This window comes from Paenibacillus sp. sgz302115 (genome assembly GCF_056120445.1).
Map to the genome: position 1 here is coordinate 68,515 of NZ_JBVYOK010000022.1, position 18,870 is coordinate 87,384.

Consider the following 18,870-nt stretch of genomic DNA (forward strand, 5'->3'; position numbering starts at 1 on the left):
GTTTAGGTCCCTCCCCTCCTCTCCCGGGCAAGATATTTGCTTTTCAATATAGCCCATGAAAGCCCTTACATATAGTGGAAAAATAAAAGATACAACTGACAAATTAAAGAAATTTCCCAGTAGTACCTGGCAGAAAAAGGCCCGCCCATACGGGCAGACCTCGGGGTGTACTACACCTCTTACCTTTCTTCCTCCTTATGGATGATTGTCAGGCCTTCCACATGCTTTCTACGCATCAGCTTGCGCTTTTTCCGCGTATCCTTGCTCTCGAAAATAATATCAAAATCATAGTCGTCCGGATACAGCTCCTCTTTGGAAAGGTACGGCTTTAGCCGTTTGTGATTAAATCTCATTTTTTGCTTCTGAATCATCACTCCGACCATTCCCAGTGCGTCCCTCTTCTCATAGACAATTCCCGTCCGCCCCATCGAGCTGACATACACCGCATCCCCGACTTCAAAATCTTTCCTCTTCTCTTTACCGTCGGTGTCCTGTTGAGCCTGCTCCTCATCAATTGGGCGTGTTGAAGTATCCTCTGCTTCGTTAATAACTGGTTTTGGACCTGCAGACCCCTCTCTGCCGGTATCCTTGCCAACCTCAGGCGTTTTATGGCCTCCTTGCACATTGAAACTGTTCCTGAACCTTCTGTTCCCGTCTAATTCGCGCTGCTGCACGACCAGCTCCTGCGAGCGCCGGATGACCGCTTCCGGTATCCCCAGCTTCTCGGCAATCTGCAGGGCGTAGCTCTCGCCCGCCTCGCCAATCGTCAGCCGGTAGAGCGGCTGCAGCGTATCCTTATCAAACTCCATCCGCGCATTTTGAAACCCGCTGGTGGAGGCGGCGAAGACCTTTAGCTCATTAAAATGCGTGGTAACCATAATATTGGCGCCTTTGCGGTTCAGCTCTTCGAGAATAGCGATAGACAACGCAAACCCTTCTTCCGGGTCCGTACCCGCCGCCAGCTCATCAATCAGCAGCAGCACACCTTTGCCTGCATCCCTCAGCATCCCCTCAATGCTCTTCATCTGCGCCGAGAAGGTGCTTAGCGACTGCGTGAGGCTCTGTCCGTCCCCGATCACACTGATCACATCCGTAAATACTGTAAAATCGCTCCCTTCCTCTGCAGGAATCAGCAGCCCGGATTGCGCCATCAGTGTTAGCAGCCCCAATGTTTTCAGCACGACCGTTTTGCCGCCTGTATTTGGCCCCGTGACGATCAGAGATTTGTATCCTTTGCCGAATTCCAGGCTGACCGGCACCATATCCTTCAGCTTCGGATGTCTGCCGCCGTTCATTCGTAGGAAGCCCTTGTCATTCAAGGCCACTGCCCTTGCGCCAAGCGTCCGTCCATATTTGGCTTTGGCAAAAATAAAATCGTAATTCCCGGTGATTTCAACATTGAGACGCAGCGCCGCCTGCTCCTGCTCAAGGAGGCCGGTCAGCATGCTTAGAATCAGCGTTTCCTCCCGTGCCTCATCCGCTGACAGCAGCTCAAGCTCTCCCTGCAAAGCAGCGATCTCGTCAGGCTCTACAAATACCGTCTGCCCGCTGGTCGACTGATCCAGCACCGCACCCTTCACCTGCTTGTGATATTCCCTTTTAACAGGGATGACATACCGTCCACCGCGCATACTGACCAGATTCTCTTGAAGAATTGCCTGGTGCCTGGACATCACACCTTCTATTTTTCTTTGCAGCCGGTCTTTAGCCACGTTCAGCCGTTTACGGACCCGCTCCAGTCCCTTGCTGGCCTGATCGTCAATAGCTCCAAAACGGATACAGCGTTCAATCTCCTCCTGTACAGACTTAAGCTCCATCAATGAAGCCGCATATGAAGCAATCCGTGGAGCACTCTGCTCCTTGGAGGCCATATATTTGCGCAACTGGCCGCAGCTATTCAGAAACAGGGAGACCGCTGTAAAATCCTGCACACTGTACAGATAGCCCGTGCCAAGCAGCGAGATGATCCACTCCATTCCATCCAATGAAGGAATAGGGACACTCGCGCCTCTTTCCAGCAGCTCCTTGGCCTCGGCCGCTTCATCCATCGCCCTATGAATCGCCGGCAGATAAGTCATGGGTATAAGCTCGTTCACATGTCTTTTCCCCTCATAAGATACCGCATGCCTCCCCAGCTCCTGCTTGATCTCCTCGTACTCCAGAGTGTTCAGGCTTTGTGAATTCATCTTCGTAATCCTCCTTCAGTCCTCGCCTGAGTTCTCAGGCTGACAGAGCTATTTCCTAACGCTAACGCAAAAAAGGGCAAAGACTGCCACCACGGCGGTCTTTGCCCTCAATTGGCAGGCTATTGCCCTCTTTGCATTCTGTCAGCTCCGCACCTTGCGTGGAGCGTATCTGACAACAGAAAAACCGTGCTGCAAGAGCACGGTTTAATAACAAAGAGATCATTAGCCGTAAAGAGGCTTCATGACGCTTCTAGTGTGTTCTTAACTAAATCATTCATCCTTCAACAAGCTTCGATTAGATCCTCGGCGGACATAATCAAATAGAGCACATGTATCGCCATAAGCGAGACCTGCACAGCCTGCTAATCAGATGATATGAAATTGCTTAGTTAAGAACGCTCACCGACATCAATATTTCCCCTTTAGTTATAGGATATCTGTAATTTACTACATTCTGTATTCTACGTCAATTAACAGCCGGCATACAGGAGTCTATTTTCATTAAAATTCCGCATCCAGGCTGTAATTGGCACAAAAAAGCAGCCGGTTTCCCGGCTGCTTCGTATAACGTCTTATTCCGTTGTGTAAGGCAGCAGCGCGATTTGACGCGAGCGTTTTACAGCAATGGTCAGAGCGCGTTGGTATTTTGCACTTGTACCAGTTACACGACGCGGCAAAATCTTTCCGCGTTCGCTGATGAACTTCTTAAGAAGCTCAGTGTCTTTATAATCAATGTGAGTAATCTTGTTCACAGTGAAGTAGCACACTTTCTTACGCTTGTTGCGTCCACCACGACGTGCTGGTCTTTTGTCGTTGTCTCCGCCTTCTCTTTGCTTGAAAGCCATGTCAGTTCAGTCCTTCCTTATTAAAATGGCAAATCATCGTCCGATATATCAATCGGTTTTCCATCGCCCGAAAAAGGATCTTGATTATTGTTGCTACGCGAGAAATTATTGCTGCTTCCGCGTCCACTGTTACCGCCGTTACCACCGCCATAGGCTGGTTCTTCGGGCATATTTCCACTGCCAGATGCATTTCCACCTTCACGATTCTGCGAAGATTCCAGAAAACGGACATTATCAGCAATAACTTCAGTAACGTATACACGTTTACCTTCATTATTCTCGTAATTCCGTACTTGGATGCGGCCTTCCACGGCTGTCAGACGTCCTTTGCGCAAATAATTGGCACAGGTTTCAGCCAGCTGTCTCCAGGTTACTACCGGGATAAAGTCCGCCTCGCGTTCACCGTTCTGGCCCGTAAAGTTACGGTCTACGGCAAGCGTAAACTGTGTTACGGCAACACCAGCAGGAGTATAGCGAAGTTCCGGGTCACGGGTCAACCGACCGATCAGAATGATACGGTTCAACAATTATGGTCCCCTCCTTGTAGAGCGATTCATTACAAAGCTTGTCAATACCTTAGGCAACGTCGTTCGTAATGAGATAACGAATGACTTCGTCGGAAATCTTCATGAGACGTTCCAATTCAGTAACTACTGCAGGTTCTGCAGTGAAGTTAACCAGAACATAAACGCCATCACGGAATTTCTTGATCTCATACGCAAGACGGCGCTTACCCTGCACATCGTGCTTTGTAATTTCTCCTCCGCCGTTGGAGATGATGCCTTGGAATTTTTCGACTGCTGCTTGAACGGCTTCTTGTTCAATGTCAGGACGAATAATGTACATGACTTCATATTTGCGCATAATTTTCACCTCCTTATGGTCTGCGGCCCCTGATCATGTCAGGAGCAAGGAACGAGCACAAACATAGACTCGCACCAAATGAATATACCAAATTGTTCTGATGATTGCAAGCATTATTCATGCACGCCAGATCATGGGTCTTAAATAATTTACATGAAGACAATCCTCTGTGCGCACAATATACAATGCATTTACTACGCTTACAGAAGGAGAGATATCATGGGCGAAAAAACAGAATATGAAAAAGGCGACAAGGCCCCGAATCCAGGCTTGTACACCGAGGTAGGCGAGGCGCGGAGCTTCCACACCGAAATTCAGAACCCGAAGCGGATCAAGATGGAGAAAGGCGACCCCTTCCCTGAAACCACAAATAAAAACCGCAAGTGGAAAAAGGTTGAAAAGGCGCGCGTCCACTAATTTATTTTTAAAGCGGTGTATAAAAAAACTGTACATGCACATAATACAATTAGGCAGTACAAAAGAGAGGTGTGGTTCCGTTGGACGTCGTAGACGAACACAATCACAGGATTTCTGAATCAGCAACTATTGTAAGACAGGGAGAGTAAAGGCTGAGTCCCTTAAATAAGGATTCAGCCCAGCAATACCTTTTTCACTTTAGCGGCTATAGACAGAAAAAATCCGAACATCATTGATGTACTGCCTCTGGAGAGGGACCTGAAAAGGTTCCTCTTTTTGCATATGTCTAAAGTATGTAAAGAAACAAAAAACCTTCGTTCTGATAACGAAGGATTCATAAACAAATGATATTATACTGAAGTGGCGGAGAGGGTGGGATTCGAACCCACGCACGCTTTGACACGCCTAACTGATTTCGAGTCAGCCCCCTTGGGCCTCTTGGGTACCTCTCCGCAGCAAGAATTATTGTATCATGGCACCGTTGCTTTTGCAAGTCCCATTATTCAGCATCTGGCGCTTCTGCTGCACGCAGCACTTTTTTCATGTTCTTCTCGAACTTGGCACGGGGAATCAGGACACTATGCTGACAGCCGGTACACTTAATCCGGATGTCCATCCCCATACGGATAATCTCCATTTCATTGGTGCCGCAAGGATGCTGCTTCTTCATTTGCACGATATCGCCCAGTCCAAAAACCTTCCGTTCCATTAGTCTCCCTCCTCTTCTCCCTCTTGTGCTGCCGCCACTTGCCTATTCAGACTCCGACTAGACGATTCATGTCCCCGCTGTGCGTCCGCCAGAGCCCTTGCTTCCATTGCCGCCCTTGCCTCCCGCTCCACCTGCTGGCGTGCTTCCTGTTCGGCCCTAGCCGCCTCGAGTGCGCTCTGCTTCTCCAGCGCCTGCTTAATATCACTTTGAATTTGCCGTTCCGCAGCATCCCGCGCATTAGGAAGGCAATTCGCCGCTACCCGGATCACATACTCTGAGGTGCTCATCGACTGGATGCCAAGAATATTGGGATAAGCAATAACATTTGGACTCCGGTCCTCGATCCCTACAAGTGCTTCCCCGATTAATGACAATGTAGTCTCCAGGCCCCGTTCGATCTTGACCGGAACATCCACTACCGCGAGTGCGTTCGCCAGCGAATAGTTCGTAACATTGATGATTGTACCATTAGGGATGATATGCACCTCTCCGGTGCTGCTAAGCAGTCTGGTCGTTCTGAGACCAATCATCTCAACCGTCCCTTTGTAGGTTCCCGTCTGAATCACATCGCCAACCGCGAACTGATCCTCAAAAATAATAAAAAACCCTGTGATTACATCCTTGACCAAACTTTGTGCGCCAAACCCGATAGCAAGTCCAACCACGCCAGCACCTGCGAGCAGTGGTCCAAGGTTGATATTGAACTCGGAAAGAACAAGTAGAATCATGACAAAATTGCAGATGAACGTAACTACATTTTTAAGCAGCCCGCCTACGGTTGAGAACCGGCGATTGTTCGAGAGCAGTCTGCCACGGGTTTCTCTCTCCATTGAACGGTCGATCACCTTCGATACAACCTTAATAATGACCCGGGTTACAATAAAGATGATTAGAATCCTCAGGCCTGCAAAAAGCACATTTACCCACATATCTACATCTGACAGCAAATTCCATACTTTATCTCTGAATTGAACGATCCCTTTTACAGCTTCCTCAGTTGTTGTTTCCAGTGTCCACTTATTCATTGGGTTCCTCCCTCTCTTTCCCCGACTAATAAGTAGCCGCCGTCTGCGGATTTACCATAAATCCCGCGTATTTCAACATTCTGCTCCTCAATAATTTTCTGAACCTCTTCCAGCGCCTCAGTTGGAAATTGAATCGACATCGCGCACCCTGCTGTAATCTCCTTGGGAGTCGGGAATATATCAATCTCAACTTCTGCATATTCGAGCAGCATTTCGGCACGCAGCGCCTGCTGGGTGGAGTCAAAGGCAATCAGTAGTTCTTCATCCATACACACGCGCGCCTCCTTAGGCTAATCGTCCTATCTCTTCCCACTCAAGTATAAAAAGCTTCTTGCATCCATATACTAGGATCATAATAACTCCCGGCTCAGAAAGGAAGATCCTATGAATTTTTCTTCTAAAGCTGCTCCATTGCCAGAACCGTCTTGTTTAAAAATATCACATGCCGATCCCAATATCTATTCTGCCATTACCCATCGGCTGCTTTTCCACTTTTCACGCACCCGCTCTGATACACCGATCATTATTGTATGTGTGGGTACAGACCGTTCGACCGGGGACGCACTCGGCCCGCTTGTCGGCACAGCGTTAGCCCGTTTCCATAGTCCCCTGTTTCATCTGTATGGCACACTAGACGAGCCTGTGCATGCTGTGAATCTGGAAGAAACCCTTACCCTTATTCATGAAAAGCATAATAATCCTTTTATCATCGGTATTGATGCCTGCCTGGGTCATTCCGCAAGTGTCGGCTGCATTCAGGTCGTTGACGGCCCGCTGCGGCCCGGAGCCGGGGTGAACAAGCAGCTTCCCCCTGTCGGGGATATCCATCTGACCGGGATTGTAAATGTCGGCGGATTCATGGAGTACTTTGTCCTGCAGAATACAAGATTGAGTCTTGTAATGCGGCTATCAGACATCATTGCCTCTAGCCTCTATTCGGCCTTGAAGCAGTGGAATACCCACGCTAGCTCTGCTGCAACGCGAGAGCAATAACCTCTTTTTCTTCAGGAGACAATGGATATTGTGATTCCCCGTTCTCCAGGGGTTTGGAGTAAATATAAGAATTTTCCCGGTTATGAAGGCTGGTCAGAACAATTCCGTTGCGATTGTCATCCAGTATAGCAAGCGAGAAGCTCAGGTCATTTCCACGCTCCCCAAAGGCATTGTACCGCTTCAACGCAACCTTTGATTTCATACCGCGGATTTTGGCCTGCGCTGCTTCAATCATTGCTTTATGCTCGCGTTGGCCTTCTTCCAGCATGTCTCCTTGATTTTTCAGATCAATCAGCAGGGTTTCGAGGTCCTCTACACCATTACCGGTCATCATGGCTTCATATCTGCGCCGCATTTTCCGGATTTTCGCCCCCTGAACGATTAGAACTATTGCCAGCAGTATGATTACGAATGCAAATCCCATGATAAATAGTGATAGCTGCTCTGTAATTATTTGATTTAATTCCGACATGTATGGACCATCCTTTATTTTTATCTTATGCGAGCGCGGCCATACATCTCCACCATGGCGGCCAGCATTCTGTCAATATCCTGCTCCGTTGAGCTAACGCCAACACTTGCTCTCACAGCTCCGCTCTCCAATGTATCTACAGCCATATGAGCCAAAGGAGTGCAGTGCATCCCTGCACGCACGGCGATATTATATTCACGATCCAGACGGTGAGCGATATGTGCTGACTCCTCCCCCTCAATGACGAAGGCTACAATCCCGCTGCGCTGTGATCCCAGACCCGGCCCAAGCAATCTGATACCAGGAATGCCGGACAAGCCTTCCATAAGCTTTTGAGTCAACAGCCACTCCTGCTGGTGAATATTCCGTGTCCCAATAGACATTACTTTTTTCACACCTGCGAGTAGCCCCGCTATGCCTACAGCATTTTGCGTACCTGCCTCATAACGATCGGGCCTCACACTCGGCTGGGCGCTATTTTCCGACTGACTGCCTGTCCCTCCGTGCAGCAGCGGCTCCAAATCCAGTGCAGGTGATATATACAGTCCCCCTGTCCCTTGTGGACCGAGCAGCCCTTTGTGCCCCGGAAAAGCAAGCAGGTCTATATTCATCCCCCCCACATCAATAGTCAGGGAGCCGGCACTTTGAGCAGCATCAACTAAAAAGACCGCACCATGTGATTTCGCCATATCCCCAATTTCGCCGATGGGCAGAATACTCCCCAGCAAATTGGAGCTGTGATTGCAGATCACCATTTTTGTGTTTGGCCTAAAGCTACTTTGCAGCTCAAGTAAGTCCACTTGTCCCTCTTGATCAACCTTTACATAATCAACGGAAATTCCTTTTGTCGCGCGCAAGTATTCCAGCGGCCGGCGCACAGAGTTGTGTTCCGTCATCGTCGATATCACATGATCCCCTGGTTGAAGTGTACCCTTAATAGCCATATTTAGTCCCATTGTGGTGTTGTTTGTGAAGGCAATGTCTTGAGCGTTGGAAATAGAAAAAAGTCCAGCGAGCTGGTTCCGCGCTTTCACCAGCACCCGCCCCGCACCTATCGCCAGTGAATGATTTCCTCGTCCGGCATTTGCTCCGGAATGCTCAAGCACCTCCATCATTGCCGCACCGACTTCAGGCGGTTTTGGCCATGATGTTGCCGCATGATCCAAATAAACCAGCTTTTCCATCTCCTACCCCCACCTTCTCATTATAAAAACATACCCCTCCATATCCGTTTTAAGGGATATCTCAGGATATGTTTTCGGGCACAGATATCCATCTCAGTTTCCCAACAGCTCCAATAATCTTTCCAGGTCTTGGGCACTGTAATAGTTCAATTCGATTTTCCCTTTTTCTTTTCCTTGCTTAATTTTTACCGTCGTTTTGAATCTTTCGCGCAGCATTTCCTCTACATTATCAATATATGGATCCCGCTTGACCACCTTCGTTTTAACTGTCCCTGTAGGTTTACGGTCGAGGTTTTTCACAACCTCCTCCAGCTCTCTGACACTCCATTGCTGCTCCACGCATTGATCCGCGAGTTGCTTCACTGCTTCGGAATCCTTCAGCCCCACGATAGCTCTGGCATGTCCCATGGAAATTGTTCCACGTGAAACATATTCCTTAACCTCTTCCGGCAATGACAGCAGACGGAGAAAGTTGGCAATATGGGATCTTGATTTTCCTACCTTCAGAGAAAGTTCTTCCTGGGTAAGCGCAAATTGATCCATCAGCCCTTGGTAAGCTACAGCAATTTCCATTGCATTAAGATTTTCCCGCTGCAGGTTTTCGATCAGCGCTATTTCCATGACCTGCTGATCACTCAAGCTCCGAACTACCGCTGGGATCGTTGCTTTTCCACAATACTGTGAGGCCCGGAATCGGCGTTCACCGGCAATGATTTCATAACCTTTGAGTACGCTGCGAACAATAATAGGTTGAATCACACCATGCTGTCTGATTGATTCTGCCAATTCTTGAATAGCTTCGTCATTGAAATCTTTACGCGGCTGATAAGGATTAGCCCGCAACTGCCCCAGTGGTATCTCCACAACCTTATCATCTTCATTGATGGATAAGGATGGGATTAATGCATCTAGTCCTTTCCCTAAGCGCTTACTCATATGAGATCACTTCCTTTGCCAACTCTAGGTACACTTCCGCTCCCTTAGAGCGGTTATCGTAAGTAATAATAGATTGTCCATGAGAAGGTGCTTCACTTAACCGGACATTGCGAGGGATAATTGTTCTATAGACCTTCTCCTGGAAATATTTCTTCACTTCTTCAATAACCTGAATCCCCAGATTGGTCCGGGCATCCAGCATCGTCAACAATACACCTTCAATTTTCAAATGCGGGTTTAGATTCTTCTGGACAAGTCGAACGGTATTGAGCAGTTGACTCAATCCCTCCAGCGCATAATATTCGCATTGGATCGGAATGATCACAGAGTCAGCGGCAGTCAGCGAATTAATGGTTAGAATCCCCAATGATGGCGGGCAGTCAATAATAATATAATCATAATTGCCCTTAACCGCATTGAGTGCTTTCTTCAGCTTCAGCTCTCTGGATATAGTGGATACCAATTCAATCTCCGCACCAGCCAATTGAATCGTCGCCGGAATAATATGAAGTCCTTCAATCTGTGTCTCTAATATGGTTTCCTCTGGATCGGCTTCGTTGATAAGAATATCATAGATGCAATTTGCTACATCCGCTTTGTTGATGCCAACACCGCTTGTAGTGTTGCCTTGTGGGTCGATATCAACAAGAAGCACCCTTTTCCCTAGAGTCGCCATTCCGGCCCCCAGGTTAACAGAGGTTGTTGTTTTGCCGACACCACCCTTTTGATTTGCTATGGCAATAATCTTGGACACTAATTTCACCTCGAATTGTTAGAAAAATCATCTTGTAGGTCGTAAGTTGTAACGGCGTAAGCGCCATTGAAATTCGGCATCAATTTCTGCGAGAAATATAGACAAATATACAGGTAATTTCAATATTTAGCCCATGTGATACACTTCAGTTCAAGTCACAGAAAAGGCGGCCAATCACCTCAGGGCCGCCTTCAGCTATTGAAACCATTTATCTTTTTGGGATCTGAATTACAATCTCATAATGGTCCCCGCGATCATTTTCGGAGGTCTTAATCTCCATTCCAGAACCGGACACCATGTCGATGGATTGGCGAATTGTATTGAGTGCAAGACGAACATCCTTGGTGTAGGAAACCCGTTTTGATTTTTTTGTCTGTGTTACTGTTTTATAGAAAGCAATGCGTGCTTCCGTCTGCTTGACGTTTAATCCCTTGGCAATAATCTCATCCAGAACTTTTAGCTGCATTTCCACAGTGTCCAGTGACAACAGTGACCGTGCATGACGCTCTGTAATTTTTCTTTCCATTAATGCTGTTTTAACTTCTTCCGGCAACTGCAGCAAGCGGATCTTGTTAGCAATGGTCGATTGGCTTTTGCCGAGCCGCTGTGCCAAGCTTTCTTGAGTTAATTGGTGAAGATCAATCAGCTTCTGATAGGCAATAGCTTCTTCAATTGAAGTCAAGCCCTCGCGCTGCAGATTTTCTATCAAGGCGATAGATGCAGCCTGAGAATCATTGAACTCACGGACAATGGCCGGGATCGTTTCCAGTCCCAACTTCTTAACTGCCCGCCAGCGCCGTTCACCTGCAATAATCTCATACTGGGAATCACGCACGCGCACAACAATCGGCTGGATAACCCCATGAGTCTTGATAGTCTGGCATAGCTCGTCTATCTTTTCGTCATCAAAAATCGTCCGTGGCTGATAAGGACTGCTGACGACCTCATGAACTGGGATTTGTTTGATCTCTTCTCCGCTGCTCCGCTCGGTAAATCCAAAAAGCTTGGTGAATTGTTCTTTCATTCCGTTCATAACCACCTAATTTCGTTATAGTACGATCCTCTTGACCATGCCTAGCGAAAAGCTTATCGTACAGCAAGTAGAAGCAGTTGCGCCGCCCTTAAAAGGAGCATTGGCTTCCGAAAAAGCAGCGATAGTCCGTATCGCATTCAGGTGTCCGTTTCAGCCCGGAGATCACCTGGCTCTTAGCCTTCATATACTACCACATGAAAAGTCTTACTATATTATTCTATCACTTTTCAGCCTATAATCCTATTCTCCATAGGGACCTATTTTTCCTGCATTTTGTATTTGATCAATGAACTTCTGGAATCATGAGCATCGCTATATTCACAAAAAGATCAAGCCTTCATTAATATGAAGAGCTTGATCTTGATTTGACTCATATGGATTGGAAATTGTTTCACGTGAAACAATTAGAGCAGTGGCGATTTGGCCGGGATTCCAGCCTTTCGGGGATACTTGGCCGGAGTGGCTCCGGTTTTACGGATCATCACAATATGCCTTGCGGACTCTTCAACAGGCAGGCTGAACGATTCTACCTTTTGTAATTCAGCACGCAATTCCTTCAAGCTGCGTTTGGCTTCGGTTAGCTCCTCAGAAGGATCATTCCCCTTCATAGCTGCAAAGATACCATCTTTGCGAGTGAACGGAAGACAAAACTCGTTCAGCAGCGATAACCGGGCAACTGCCCGGGCTGTAACAAGATCATACGCATCGCGGTGAACAAATTGCCTTGCAACATCCTCTGCCCGGCCGTGAATCAACTGCACATTACTTAATTTTAAAGTATCGCAGACATGCTGGAGAAAAGCTATCCGCTTGCTGAGAGAATCAATGATCGTCAGCTTAAGATGCGGAAAACAGATCTTCAGAGGTATTCCCGGGAAGCCGGCGCCGGAACCGATGTCCGCTAGATTCCTCACTTCTCCCATATTGACATAGAAGGCAAGTGATAGTGAATCGTAAAAATGCTTAGTATACACCTGGTCGCGTTCGGTTATGCCGGTGAGATTCATTTTTTCATTCCAGGAAACAAGCTCCTGGAAATAAAGCTCAAATTGTGCGAGTTGCTCAGGTGTCAGCTTGATTCCTTGTTCCTGCAATAAAATTGTAAACTGCGCTGCAGTGTTATCCATAAATTATCCTTTCGCTGCCGTCACACGATTATAATGCTCCAGATATACGAGAAGAATTGAAATATCCGCCGGCGTTACGCCGGAAATACGCGAAGCCTGACCGATGGATATTGGAGCAATCTTGGTCAGCTTTTGCCGTGCTTCAATGGCGAGTCCATGAATCTCATTGTAATTGATATCATCCGGTATCTTCTTTTTCTCCATCTTCTGCAGCTTTTCAACATGCATAAGCTGTTTCTCGATATATCCGGCATATTTGATTTGAATTTCAACCTGCTCCTTCATCTCTTCATCCAAGCCTTCAGGAGAAGGCGATATCTGGTCTACAAAGCTGTACGCTACTTCCGGACGGCGCATCAGCGTAAGCAGGTTGCTTCCATCCACGATAGGGGCAGAATCATATTCAGCAAGTGCAGGATTCACATCGACTGGCTTGACCTTGGTTTCCTGAAGCCGGACAATTTCCCGTTCCACCCGTGCTTTTTTATCCAAGAAAGCCTCATAACGTGTTTCTGGAATCAGACCAATCTCATACCCGATCGGAGTCAAGCGCAGGTCAGCGTTATCATGACGGAGCAACAGGCGGTATTCTGCGCGCGAAGTAAGCAAACGATAAGGCTCATTCGTTCCCTTGGTCACCAGATCATCAATCAGTACGCCAATATAACCTTGCGAGCGATCCAATACAACCGGCTCTTTGCCCTGCACTTTACGGGCTGCATTAATGCCTGCCATCACTCCCTGCCCTGCCGCTTCTTCATAACCGGAAGTGCCGTTAATTTGTCCGGCGGTGAACAGTCCAGGCAGACGTTTGGTTTCGAGTGAAGGCCAGAGCTGGGTTGGAACCATTGCATCATATTCAATGGCGTAACCGTTACGCATCATCTCAACCTTTTCCATCCCGGGGATCGAGCGGAGTATAGCCAGTTGAACATCCTCAGGAAGACTGGTAGACAACCCTTGGACATAATATTCTGCTGTGTTTTTACCTTCTGGCTCCAGGAAAATCTGATGCTGCGATTTGTCACTGAAACGAACAACCTTATCTTCAATGGACGGACAGTATCTTGGACCAGTTCCTTCAATAATACCTGTAAACATCGGCGCCCGGTGCAGATTGTCATTGATGATCTGATGAGTCACCTCAGAGGTATAGGTTAACCAACAAGGAAGCTGTTCATTATCTGAAGATTTAGTTTCAAAGGAAAAGAATTTCGGCTTCTCGTCTCCCGGTTGAATCTCAGTTTTGGAGAAGTCGATCGAATCCTTATGCACCCGTGGGGGTGTGCCTGTCTTGAAGCGCACAAGATCAAAGCCCAGCTCGCGCAGATTCTCAGACAGCTTCACTGACGGCTGCTGGTTGTTCGGTCCGCTTTCATAGGTCAGCTCGCCCATAATCACTTTGCCGCGCAGATAAGTTCCAGTGGTTAGAATCACCGTTTTGCTGTGATATACCGTTCCTGTCTTCGTAATAACACCAGTACACTTTCCATCTTCAACAATCAGTTCTTCCACCATCCCCTGACGAAGCGTCAGATTCGGCGTTTTCTCCATCGTTTCCTTCATTGCATGCTGATAGAGAAATTTATCGGCTTGCGCACGCAGAGCGTGGACTGCAGGGCCTTTGCCTGTATTGAGCATCCGCAGTTGAATAAAGGTTTTATCAATATTGCGGCCCATTTCTCCCCCTAATGCATCTATTTCACGCACTACATGTCCTTTTGCAGGTCCGCCAATGGACGGATTGCACGGCATGAAGGCTACCATATCCAGATTGATTGTAATCATCAGCGTGCGGCAGCCCATCCGGGCTGCGGCCAGTGCAGCTTCGCAGCCGGCATGGCCTGCGCCAATGACCACTACGTCATAACTGCCTCCATCATAATTCATATCCTGTTACCTCCTTAATTTGTGCTTACAATCTTCTATTTAAAACCTAAGCAATGTTACTTGCCTAAACAAAATTGCGAAAAAATTTGATCAAGCAGCGAGTCTGCAGCCGTATCTCCAATAATCTCACCGAGCTGTTCCCACGCAAGACGGACATCTATCTGGATCATATCAATCGGAATATGCATATCTGCAGCCTCATAGGCATCCTGCAACGATTTTTGCGCTTTTTTGAGCAGAGCAATATGCCTTACATTACTTACATAAGTCAGGTCGCCCGACTCCAGCTTGCCGCCAAAAAACAGCTCAGAGATCGCTTCCTCAAGCTTATCCAAGCCTTGCTCTTCCAGCACAGACATCGACACAATATTCGCTTCATTAAAGTAAGCAAGCAGCTCCTTTTTATCGAGCCGGGACGGTAAGTCCATTTTATTCATGATTACCAAGGCTTGTCTACCGTGGATTTGTTCCATCAATGCCAGTTCATCCTCATGCAGCTCTTCGCTTGCATTCAGTACCAGGAGAATCAGGTCTGCATCGCTAAAAGCAGCTTTGGAGCGCTCCACCCCGATTTTCTCCACAACATCCATTGTTTCGCGGATTCCGGCGGTGTCCAGCAGCTTCAGCGGGATGTTGTTAATCGTTACATACTCTTCTATAACGTCACGCGTCGTTCCCGGAATGTCGGTTACAATCGCTTTATTGTCACGGGCAAGCGCATTAAGCAGTGAAGACTTACCGACATTGGGACGCCCAACAATCGCCGTCGTGATGCCTTCGCGCAGTATTTTACCTTCATTAGCCGTTTTCAACAGCTTACTAATGCCGTCCATTACCTCACTGCTTTTGGTTTTGATGAACTCGGCAGTCAAGGATTCCACATCATGCTCGGGGTAATCAATATTCACTTCAATATGAGCCATCGTTTCAATTAAAGTATGGCGCAGCGCCCCAATCCGTTCCGACAAAGAGCCGCTGACCTGCTTAAGCGCAACTGAAAAAGCCCGGTCTGATTTGGAACGGATCAGATCAATAACGGCCTCCGCCTGGGAAAGATCAATACGCCCGCCTAAAAACGCACGTTTGGTGAACTCACCCGGCTCCGCCAGTCTGATGTCCTGCTGCAACAGAAGGTCCATTACTCTTCGTACAGAGATCACCCCGCCATGGGCGCTAATTTCTACAACATCCTCGGTAGTAAAAGAACGCGGGCCCTTCATTACAGTTACGAGCACTTCTTCCAATTGTTCTCCATTAACGGGACTAATGATATGTCCATAATGAACGGTATGCGACTCCACTTCCGTAAGCGGTGTCTTGCTGCGGAACAATGGGGCCACCTGGGATATCGCTTGCGGGCCGCTGACCCGGATAATTGCAATTCCTCCCTCGCCCAATGCCGTCGATACGGCAGCAATAGTGTCACTAAGCATGCTTTTATTCACCTCAATTTTATATGCACTTCAGCTACGCTGAAAGGTTCATTTCATCTTATTTTCAAAAAAACAATGACCCCTTATATTGGTCAAGGAGTCATTGCGGCAATTTAGTCTTACTTCAATGTTATAACGACGCGGCGGTTGGGCTCTTCCCCTTTGCTCAGGGTGCTGACCTGCCGGTGATCCTGTAATCTGGAGTGAATAATCTTCCGTTCCTGCGGTGACATCGGCTCCAGTACAACCTCTTTGCGGGTTCGAACGACCCGGGCCGCCAAGCGGTCGGCCAGTTCCTCCAGCGTCTTCTTGCGGCGTTCGCGGAAGTTCTCGGCATCCAGCACAAGCCGGATGAAACTATCAGAATAACGGTTGGCAACGATATTAGCCAAATACTGCAGAGCATCGAGAGTTTGTCCTCTTCTGCCGATCAGCAGCCCCAGATCCGGACCGGATATTTGCAGAACAGTCGATTCCTTGGCATGAACGGTTTCCACTTCCACCTCGAGCCCCATGCTCTTGGCAACTTCCACAATGAAATGAACAGCCTCTTGGTAAGCTTCCTCCACCGGGTGTCCGGAATCTTGGCGCGTTGCACCGTCGGCAGCCTCCTGTTTGTCCTCTCTTGCTGACTGCTGAGGCAGTGACGGAGCACTCGCCGCTGACGCCGGTGCGGGTTCGGCAATCAAGGTCAATTCCACCTTGGCGCCTTTCGCACCGATGAGTCCCAGGAATCCTCTTGACGGCTGTTCCAGTACGTTGACCGTTACCCGGTCCTTGTGAACTCCAAGCTGGCTCAGTCCCTGTTCTACAGCTTCTTCAATGGTTTTCCCTGTCGCGACGACTTTGCTCATTTTGACTTTTTGGCCCCCTTCGTTCCTTTGCTGCCATTGCCTTTCGCAGCCGGAGTAACATCCTTACGGGCGGTATCCTTGCTCTTCACAAGATTAACTTCTTTGCTGCTGCCAGCACCCGCGCCAGCGACAGCCAGTTTGGTCTTATCGTTGTTGCGGTATAAGAAGTAGTTCTGAATAATGGTATACAGGTTACTGTAGAACCAGTACAGTGGAAGTGCTGAAGGGAAATTGTAGGACATAATGAAAATCAGAACCGGATACACCATCATCATGAACTGCATTGGACCTTGCTGCTGAACCGGGTTCATCTTGGTCATCATCCGGGTCTGCAGGAATGTGGTTGCTGCTGCGAGCAGCGGCAGAATGAACAGGTGATCGGGCTTGCCGAGCTGCAGCCACAAGAAGGAATGCAACCGCAGGTCAGGGTTATAATAGATCGAGTTATACAGCGCGATAAAGATCGGCATTTGCACAATCAGCGGCAGACAGCCGGCCATCGGATTAACCTTGTTCTCTTGGAACAGGCGCATCGTTTCCTGCTGCACCTTTTCCGGCGAATCTTTATATTTTTTCTTTATTTTCTCAAGTTCCGGTTGAATCGCTTGCATTGCACGCGAGCTCTTCACCTGCTTCATAGTAAGCGGCAGGATCAGCGTGCGGACAATAATCACCATTACAAGGACGGCTAAGCCATATTGTCCATCGAACCATTTAGCGAAAGTATCCAGGGCTGTGGCGAAGTAGTACACAACGTTACTCTGCCAGAAGCCTCCATTCTTCAAATCCTCCGTAGTGTGCGTAACCGTTGACGACGGGGTACACCCCGACAGAACAGCAATCATCAATACCATTACTCCGAGGAGAAGAAACCATTTTCCCCGTTTAGTCTTCATTAGAGACACCTCAAAACCCCTCTCTTAAACATTCCATTGCACCGTAAATCATACCATAATTATGAGTACAAATAAACAAGCCCCTTCTGCCCCTCTTACATACGTGAGGCCTTGAGCAGCTTGGCTTTGCGCAGCACATGCAGCACGCTTTTCTCCAGCTCGGAATAATCCTTGGAAAGCGCTCCTTTTCTTACGATAAACACCATATCAATCCCGCCGGTAATTTCCGGTTCATGGTGCCTTACAATCTCCTTCACCAGTCGTCTCATCCGGTTGCGGACAACGGCGTTTCCGACCTTTTTGCTGACCGACACCCCGACCCGGAAGCGCTCCACCTCTTTTCTGTTGAACCAATAGACCACAAACTGATGATTCGCAAATGACTTCCCATGGCGGTATACGCGGCTGAAGTCGGCACGGTTTCGTAATCGTAAACTTTTGTGCATGGGAATCTCCTATTCAAAGACCGGATTCATAAGGCTCCGGAATTTTATCTTCTAATTATTATTGTCATACGAATGCCGTCATAAACGGCTAGTGTACTGCTTAAGACTTAATCTTAGGCAGTACACGCATACATTAAAAAGCCCCGCAAAGTATAGCCAACGCTGTCTTAGGCGTATTCCTCTGCAGAGCGAAAATAAATTATCCATACAATATAATGAAACGAATGCCCTAGCTTCTCCAAGAGCATGTCCGTTTCTGCGGGTATATAAGGAAGCAATTTGTTCAAAGTACACAGATTACTTCATTATATTTAAAAAGGACCACCATAGTGGTCCCTAAGTGGCCTAACTTACGCACTCAAAACTTTTCTGCCTTTCAAGCGGCGGGCTGCCAGCACTTTACGGCCGTTTTTCGTGCTCATTCTTTTGCGGAAACCATGTACCTTCTTGCGTTTGCTCACATTCGGTTTGAACGTCGGTCTCATGTATTGCACCTCCCTTACAGGATCTTAATTACTGTCATATAGCAGAAACGGACTAAGCCGCCCTTTGAGTAGGGACAGTATCTACAAGTATCATCATTTTAATTTGGAGACATATCCTCACAGAAAACACCTTTATATATTTAAACACATAATGAAGTCAAAAGTCAACCATATCTCCTTGCCAGCCGCGCCCCCATTTCAGGGGCTTTATCCACAATCCCCTCACTCAAACAAATAATCCACAGACTTGTACAGTTATCCACCTGTGATCAAAAAAATCTCCGGCTACTCACAATTGAGCACAACCTGTGTATAAAAAAG

The 18,870-nt window shown here is 47.8% G+C and carries 21 protein-coding genes and 1 tRNA gene; 2 read left to right on the forward strand and 20 right to left on the reverse strand.

Annotation, left to right across the window (positions count from 1 at the left end):
• Window positions 1-179: 179 nt before the first annotated feature.
• The 4 genes from AC0LWN_RS27280 to rpsF form a co-directional block, all read right to left on the reverse strand.
• Window positions 180-2,186, reverse strand: coding sequence for an endonuclease MutS2 (locus AC0LWN_RS27280; protein WP_474670985.1), 2,007 nt, complete (start codon window positions 2,184-2,186; stop codon window positions 180-182).
• Between the two features lie 572 nt (window positions 2,187-2,758).
• Entirely contained in the window at window positions 2,759-3,031 is a 273-nt protein-coding gene (gene rpsR / locus AC0LWN_RS27285) for a 30S ribosomal protein S18 (RefSeq protein ID WP_019914552.1), read from the reverse strand.
• Window positions 3,032-3,051: 20 nt separating this feature from the next.
• Entirely contained in the window at window positions 3,052-3,558 is a 507-nt protein-coding gene (ssb, locus tag AC0LWN_RS27290; RefSeq protein ID WP_474670987.1) for a single-stranded DNA-binding protein, read from the reverse strand.
• Between the two features lie 49 nt (window positions 3,559-3,607).
• Window positions 3,608-3,895 (reverse strand): 30S ribosomal protein S6, encoded by a 288-nt coding sequence (gene rpsF, locus AC0LWN_RS27295; RefSeq protein ID WP_474670988.1) that lies wholly within the window; start codon window positions 3,893-3,895, stop codon window positions 3,608-3,610.
• A gap of 219 nt (window positions 3,896-4,114) precedes the next feature.
• On the opposite strand from rpsF, the gene AC0LWN_RS27300 reads away from it, so the two are divergent.
• Entirely contained in the window at window positions 4,115-4,312 is a 198-nt protein-coding gene (locus tag AC0LWN_RS27300) for a YjzC family protein (RefSeq protein WP_474670990.1), read from the forward strand.
• A gap of 361 nt (window positions 4,313-4,673) precedes the next feature.
• On the opposite strand, the gene AC0LWN_RS27305 is transcribed toward AC0LWN_RS27300, so the two are convergent.
• From AC0LWN_RS27305 to AC0LWN_RS27320, 4 genes are all read right to left on the reverse strand, one after another.
• A tRNA-Ser gene (locus AC0LWN_RS27305) sits at window positions 4,674-4,764 on the reverse strand.
• Window positions 4,765-4,811: 47 nt separating this feature from the next.
• Window positions 4,812-5,021 carry a DUF951 domain-containing protein gene (locus AC0LWN_RS27310; RefSeq protein WP_458964929.1) on the reverse strand — a complete coding sequence of 70 codons (210 nt, stop codon included), beginning with the start codon at window positions 5,019-5,021 and terminating at the stop codon, window positions 4,812-4,814.
• Entirely contained in the window at window positions 5,021-6,046 is a 1,026-nt protein-coding gene (locus tag AC0LWN_RS27315) for a mechanosensitive ion channel family protein (protein ID WP_474670992.1), read from the reverse strand. Before AC0LWN_RS27315 ends, AC0LWN_RS27310 begins: the two co-directional genes overlap by 1 nt.
• Window positions 6,043-6,315, reverse strand: coding sequence for a putative Se/S carrier protein (locus tag AC0LWN_RS27320; RefSeq protein ID WP_474670994.1), 273 nt, complete (start codon window positions 6,313-6,315; stop codon window positions 6,043-6,045). Before AC0LWN_RS27320 ends, AC0LWN_RS27315 begins: the two co-directional genes overlap by 4 nt.
• Window positions 6,316-6,430: 115 nt before the next feature.
• Between AC0LWN_RS27320 and yyaC the strand changes: the two genes are divergently transcribed.
• Complete coding sequence (gene yyaC / locus AC0LWN_RS27325) at window positions 6,431-7,039, forward strand: spore protease YyaC (RefSeq protein ID WP_458964926.1); 609 nt, start codon at window positions 6,431-6,433, stop codon at window positions 7,037-7,039.
• Here the strand turns inward: yyaC and AC0LWN_RS27330 are convergent.
• The 12 genes from AC0LWN_RS27330 to rpmH all read right to left on the reverse strand — a co-directional run bounded on the left by AC0LWN_RS27330 (window position 7,011) and on the right by rpmH (window position 18,549).
• Window positions 7,011-7,511, reverse strand: a complete 501-nt coding sequence (locus AC0LWN_RS27330) for a DUF4446 family protein (RefSeq protein WP_458964925.1) — start codon at window positions 7,509-7,511, stop codon at window positions 7,011-7,013. The two genes, yyaC and AC0LWN_RS27330, sit on opposite strands and share 29 nt — an antisense overlap.
• A gap of 20 nt (window positions 7,512-7,531) precedes the next feature.
• Window positions 7,532-8,695 carry an aminotransferase class V-fold PLP-dependent enzyme gene (locus AC0LWN_RS27335; protein WP_474671002.1) on the reverse strand — a complete coding sequence of 388 codons (1,164 nt, stop codon included), beginning with the start codon at window positions 8,693-8,695 and terminating at the stop codon, window positions 7,532-7,534.
• Between the two features lie 93 nt (window positions 8,696-8,788).
• On the reverse strand, window positions 8,789-9,631 hold the full coding sequence (locus AC0LWN_RS27340) for a ParB/RepB/Spo0J family partition protein (protein WP_474671004.1): 843 nt from the start codon (window positions 9,629-9,631) through the stop codon (window positions 8,789-8,791).
• The gene (locus AC0LWN_RS27345) at window positions 9,624-10,385 is read right to left on the reverse strand and encodes a ParA family protein (RefSeq protein WP_474671008.1); all 762 of its coding nucleotides are present in this window, start codon (window positions 10,383-10,385) and stop codon (window positions 9,624-9,626) included. Before AC0LWN_RS27345 ends, AC0LWN_RS27340 begins: the two co-directional genes overlap by 8 nt.
• Before the next feature lie 208 nt (window positions 10,386-10,593).
• A complete protein-coding gene (noc, locus tag AC0LWN_RS27350; protein ID WP_458964921.1) occupies window positions 10,594-11,409 on the reverse strand; it encodes a nucleoid occlusion protein in 816 nt (271 codons plus the stop codon).
• A gap of 413 nt (window positions 11,410-11,822) precedes the next feature.
• Window positions 11,823-12,545 carry a 16S rRNA (guanine(527)-N(7))-methyltransferase RsmG gene (gene rsmG / locus AC0LWN_RS27355; protein ID WP_474671010.1) on the reverse strand — a complete coding sequence of 241 codons (723 nt, stop codon included), beginning with the start codon at window positions 12,543-12,545 and terminating at the stop codon, window positions 11,823-11,825.
• A gap of 3 nt (window positions 12,546-12,548) precedes the next feature.
• The gene (gene mnmG / locus AC0LWN_RS27360) at window positions 12,549-14,435 is read right to left on the reverse strand and encodes a tRNA uridine-5-carboxymethylaminomethyl(34) synthesis enzyme MnmG (protein ID WP_474671012.1); all 1,887 of its coding nucleotides are present in this window, start codon (window positions 14,433-14,435) and stop codon (window positions 12,549-12,551) included.
• 56 nt (window positions 14,436-14,491) lie between these two features.
• Window positions 14,492-15,868 (reverse strand): tRNA uridine-5-carboxymethylaminomethyl(34) synthesis GTPase MnmE, encoded by a 1,377-nt coding sequence (gene mnmE, locus AC0LWN_RS27365; RefSeq protein ID WP_474671014.1) that lies wholly within the window; start codon window positions 15,866-15,868, stop codon window positions 14,492-14,494.
• 119 nt (window positions 15,869-15,987) lie between these two features.
• Window positions 15,988-16,722, reverse strand: a complete 735-nt coding sequence (gene jag / locus AC0LWN_RS27370; RefSeq protein WP_474671018.1) for an RNA-binding cell elongation regulator Jag/EloR — start codon at window positions 16,720-16,722, stop codon at window positions 15,988-15,990.
• Window positions 16,719-17,627 (reverse strand): YidC/Oxa1 family membrane protein insertase, encoded by a 909-nt coding sequence (locus AC0LWN_RS27375; protein ID WP_474671020.1) that lies wholly within the window; start codon window positions 17,625-17,627, stop codon window positions 16,719-16,721. The genes jag and AC0LWN_RS27375 overlap by 4 nt, the downstream gene beginning before the upstream one ends.
• 86 nt (window positions 17,628-17,713) lie before the next feature.
• A complete protein-coding gene (gene rnpA, locus AC0LWN_RS27380; protein WP_019914531.1) occupies window positions 17,714-18,064 on the reverse strand; it encodes a ribonuclease P protein component in 351 nt (116 codons plus the stop codon).
• Between the two features lie 350 nt (window positions 18,065-18,414).
• Window positions 18,415-18,549 carry a 50S ribosomal protein L34 gene (gene rpmH, locus AC0LWN_RS27385; protein WP_019914530.1) on the reverse strand — a complete coding sequence of 45 codons (135 nt, stop codon included), beginning with the start codon at window positions 18,547-18,549 and terminating at the stop codon, window positions 18,415-18,417.
• Between the last annotated feature and the right edge of the window lie 321 nt (window positions 18,550-18,870).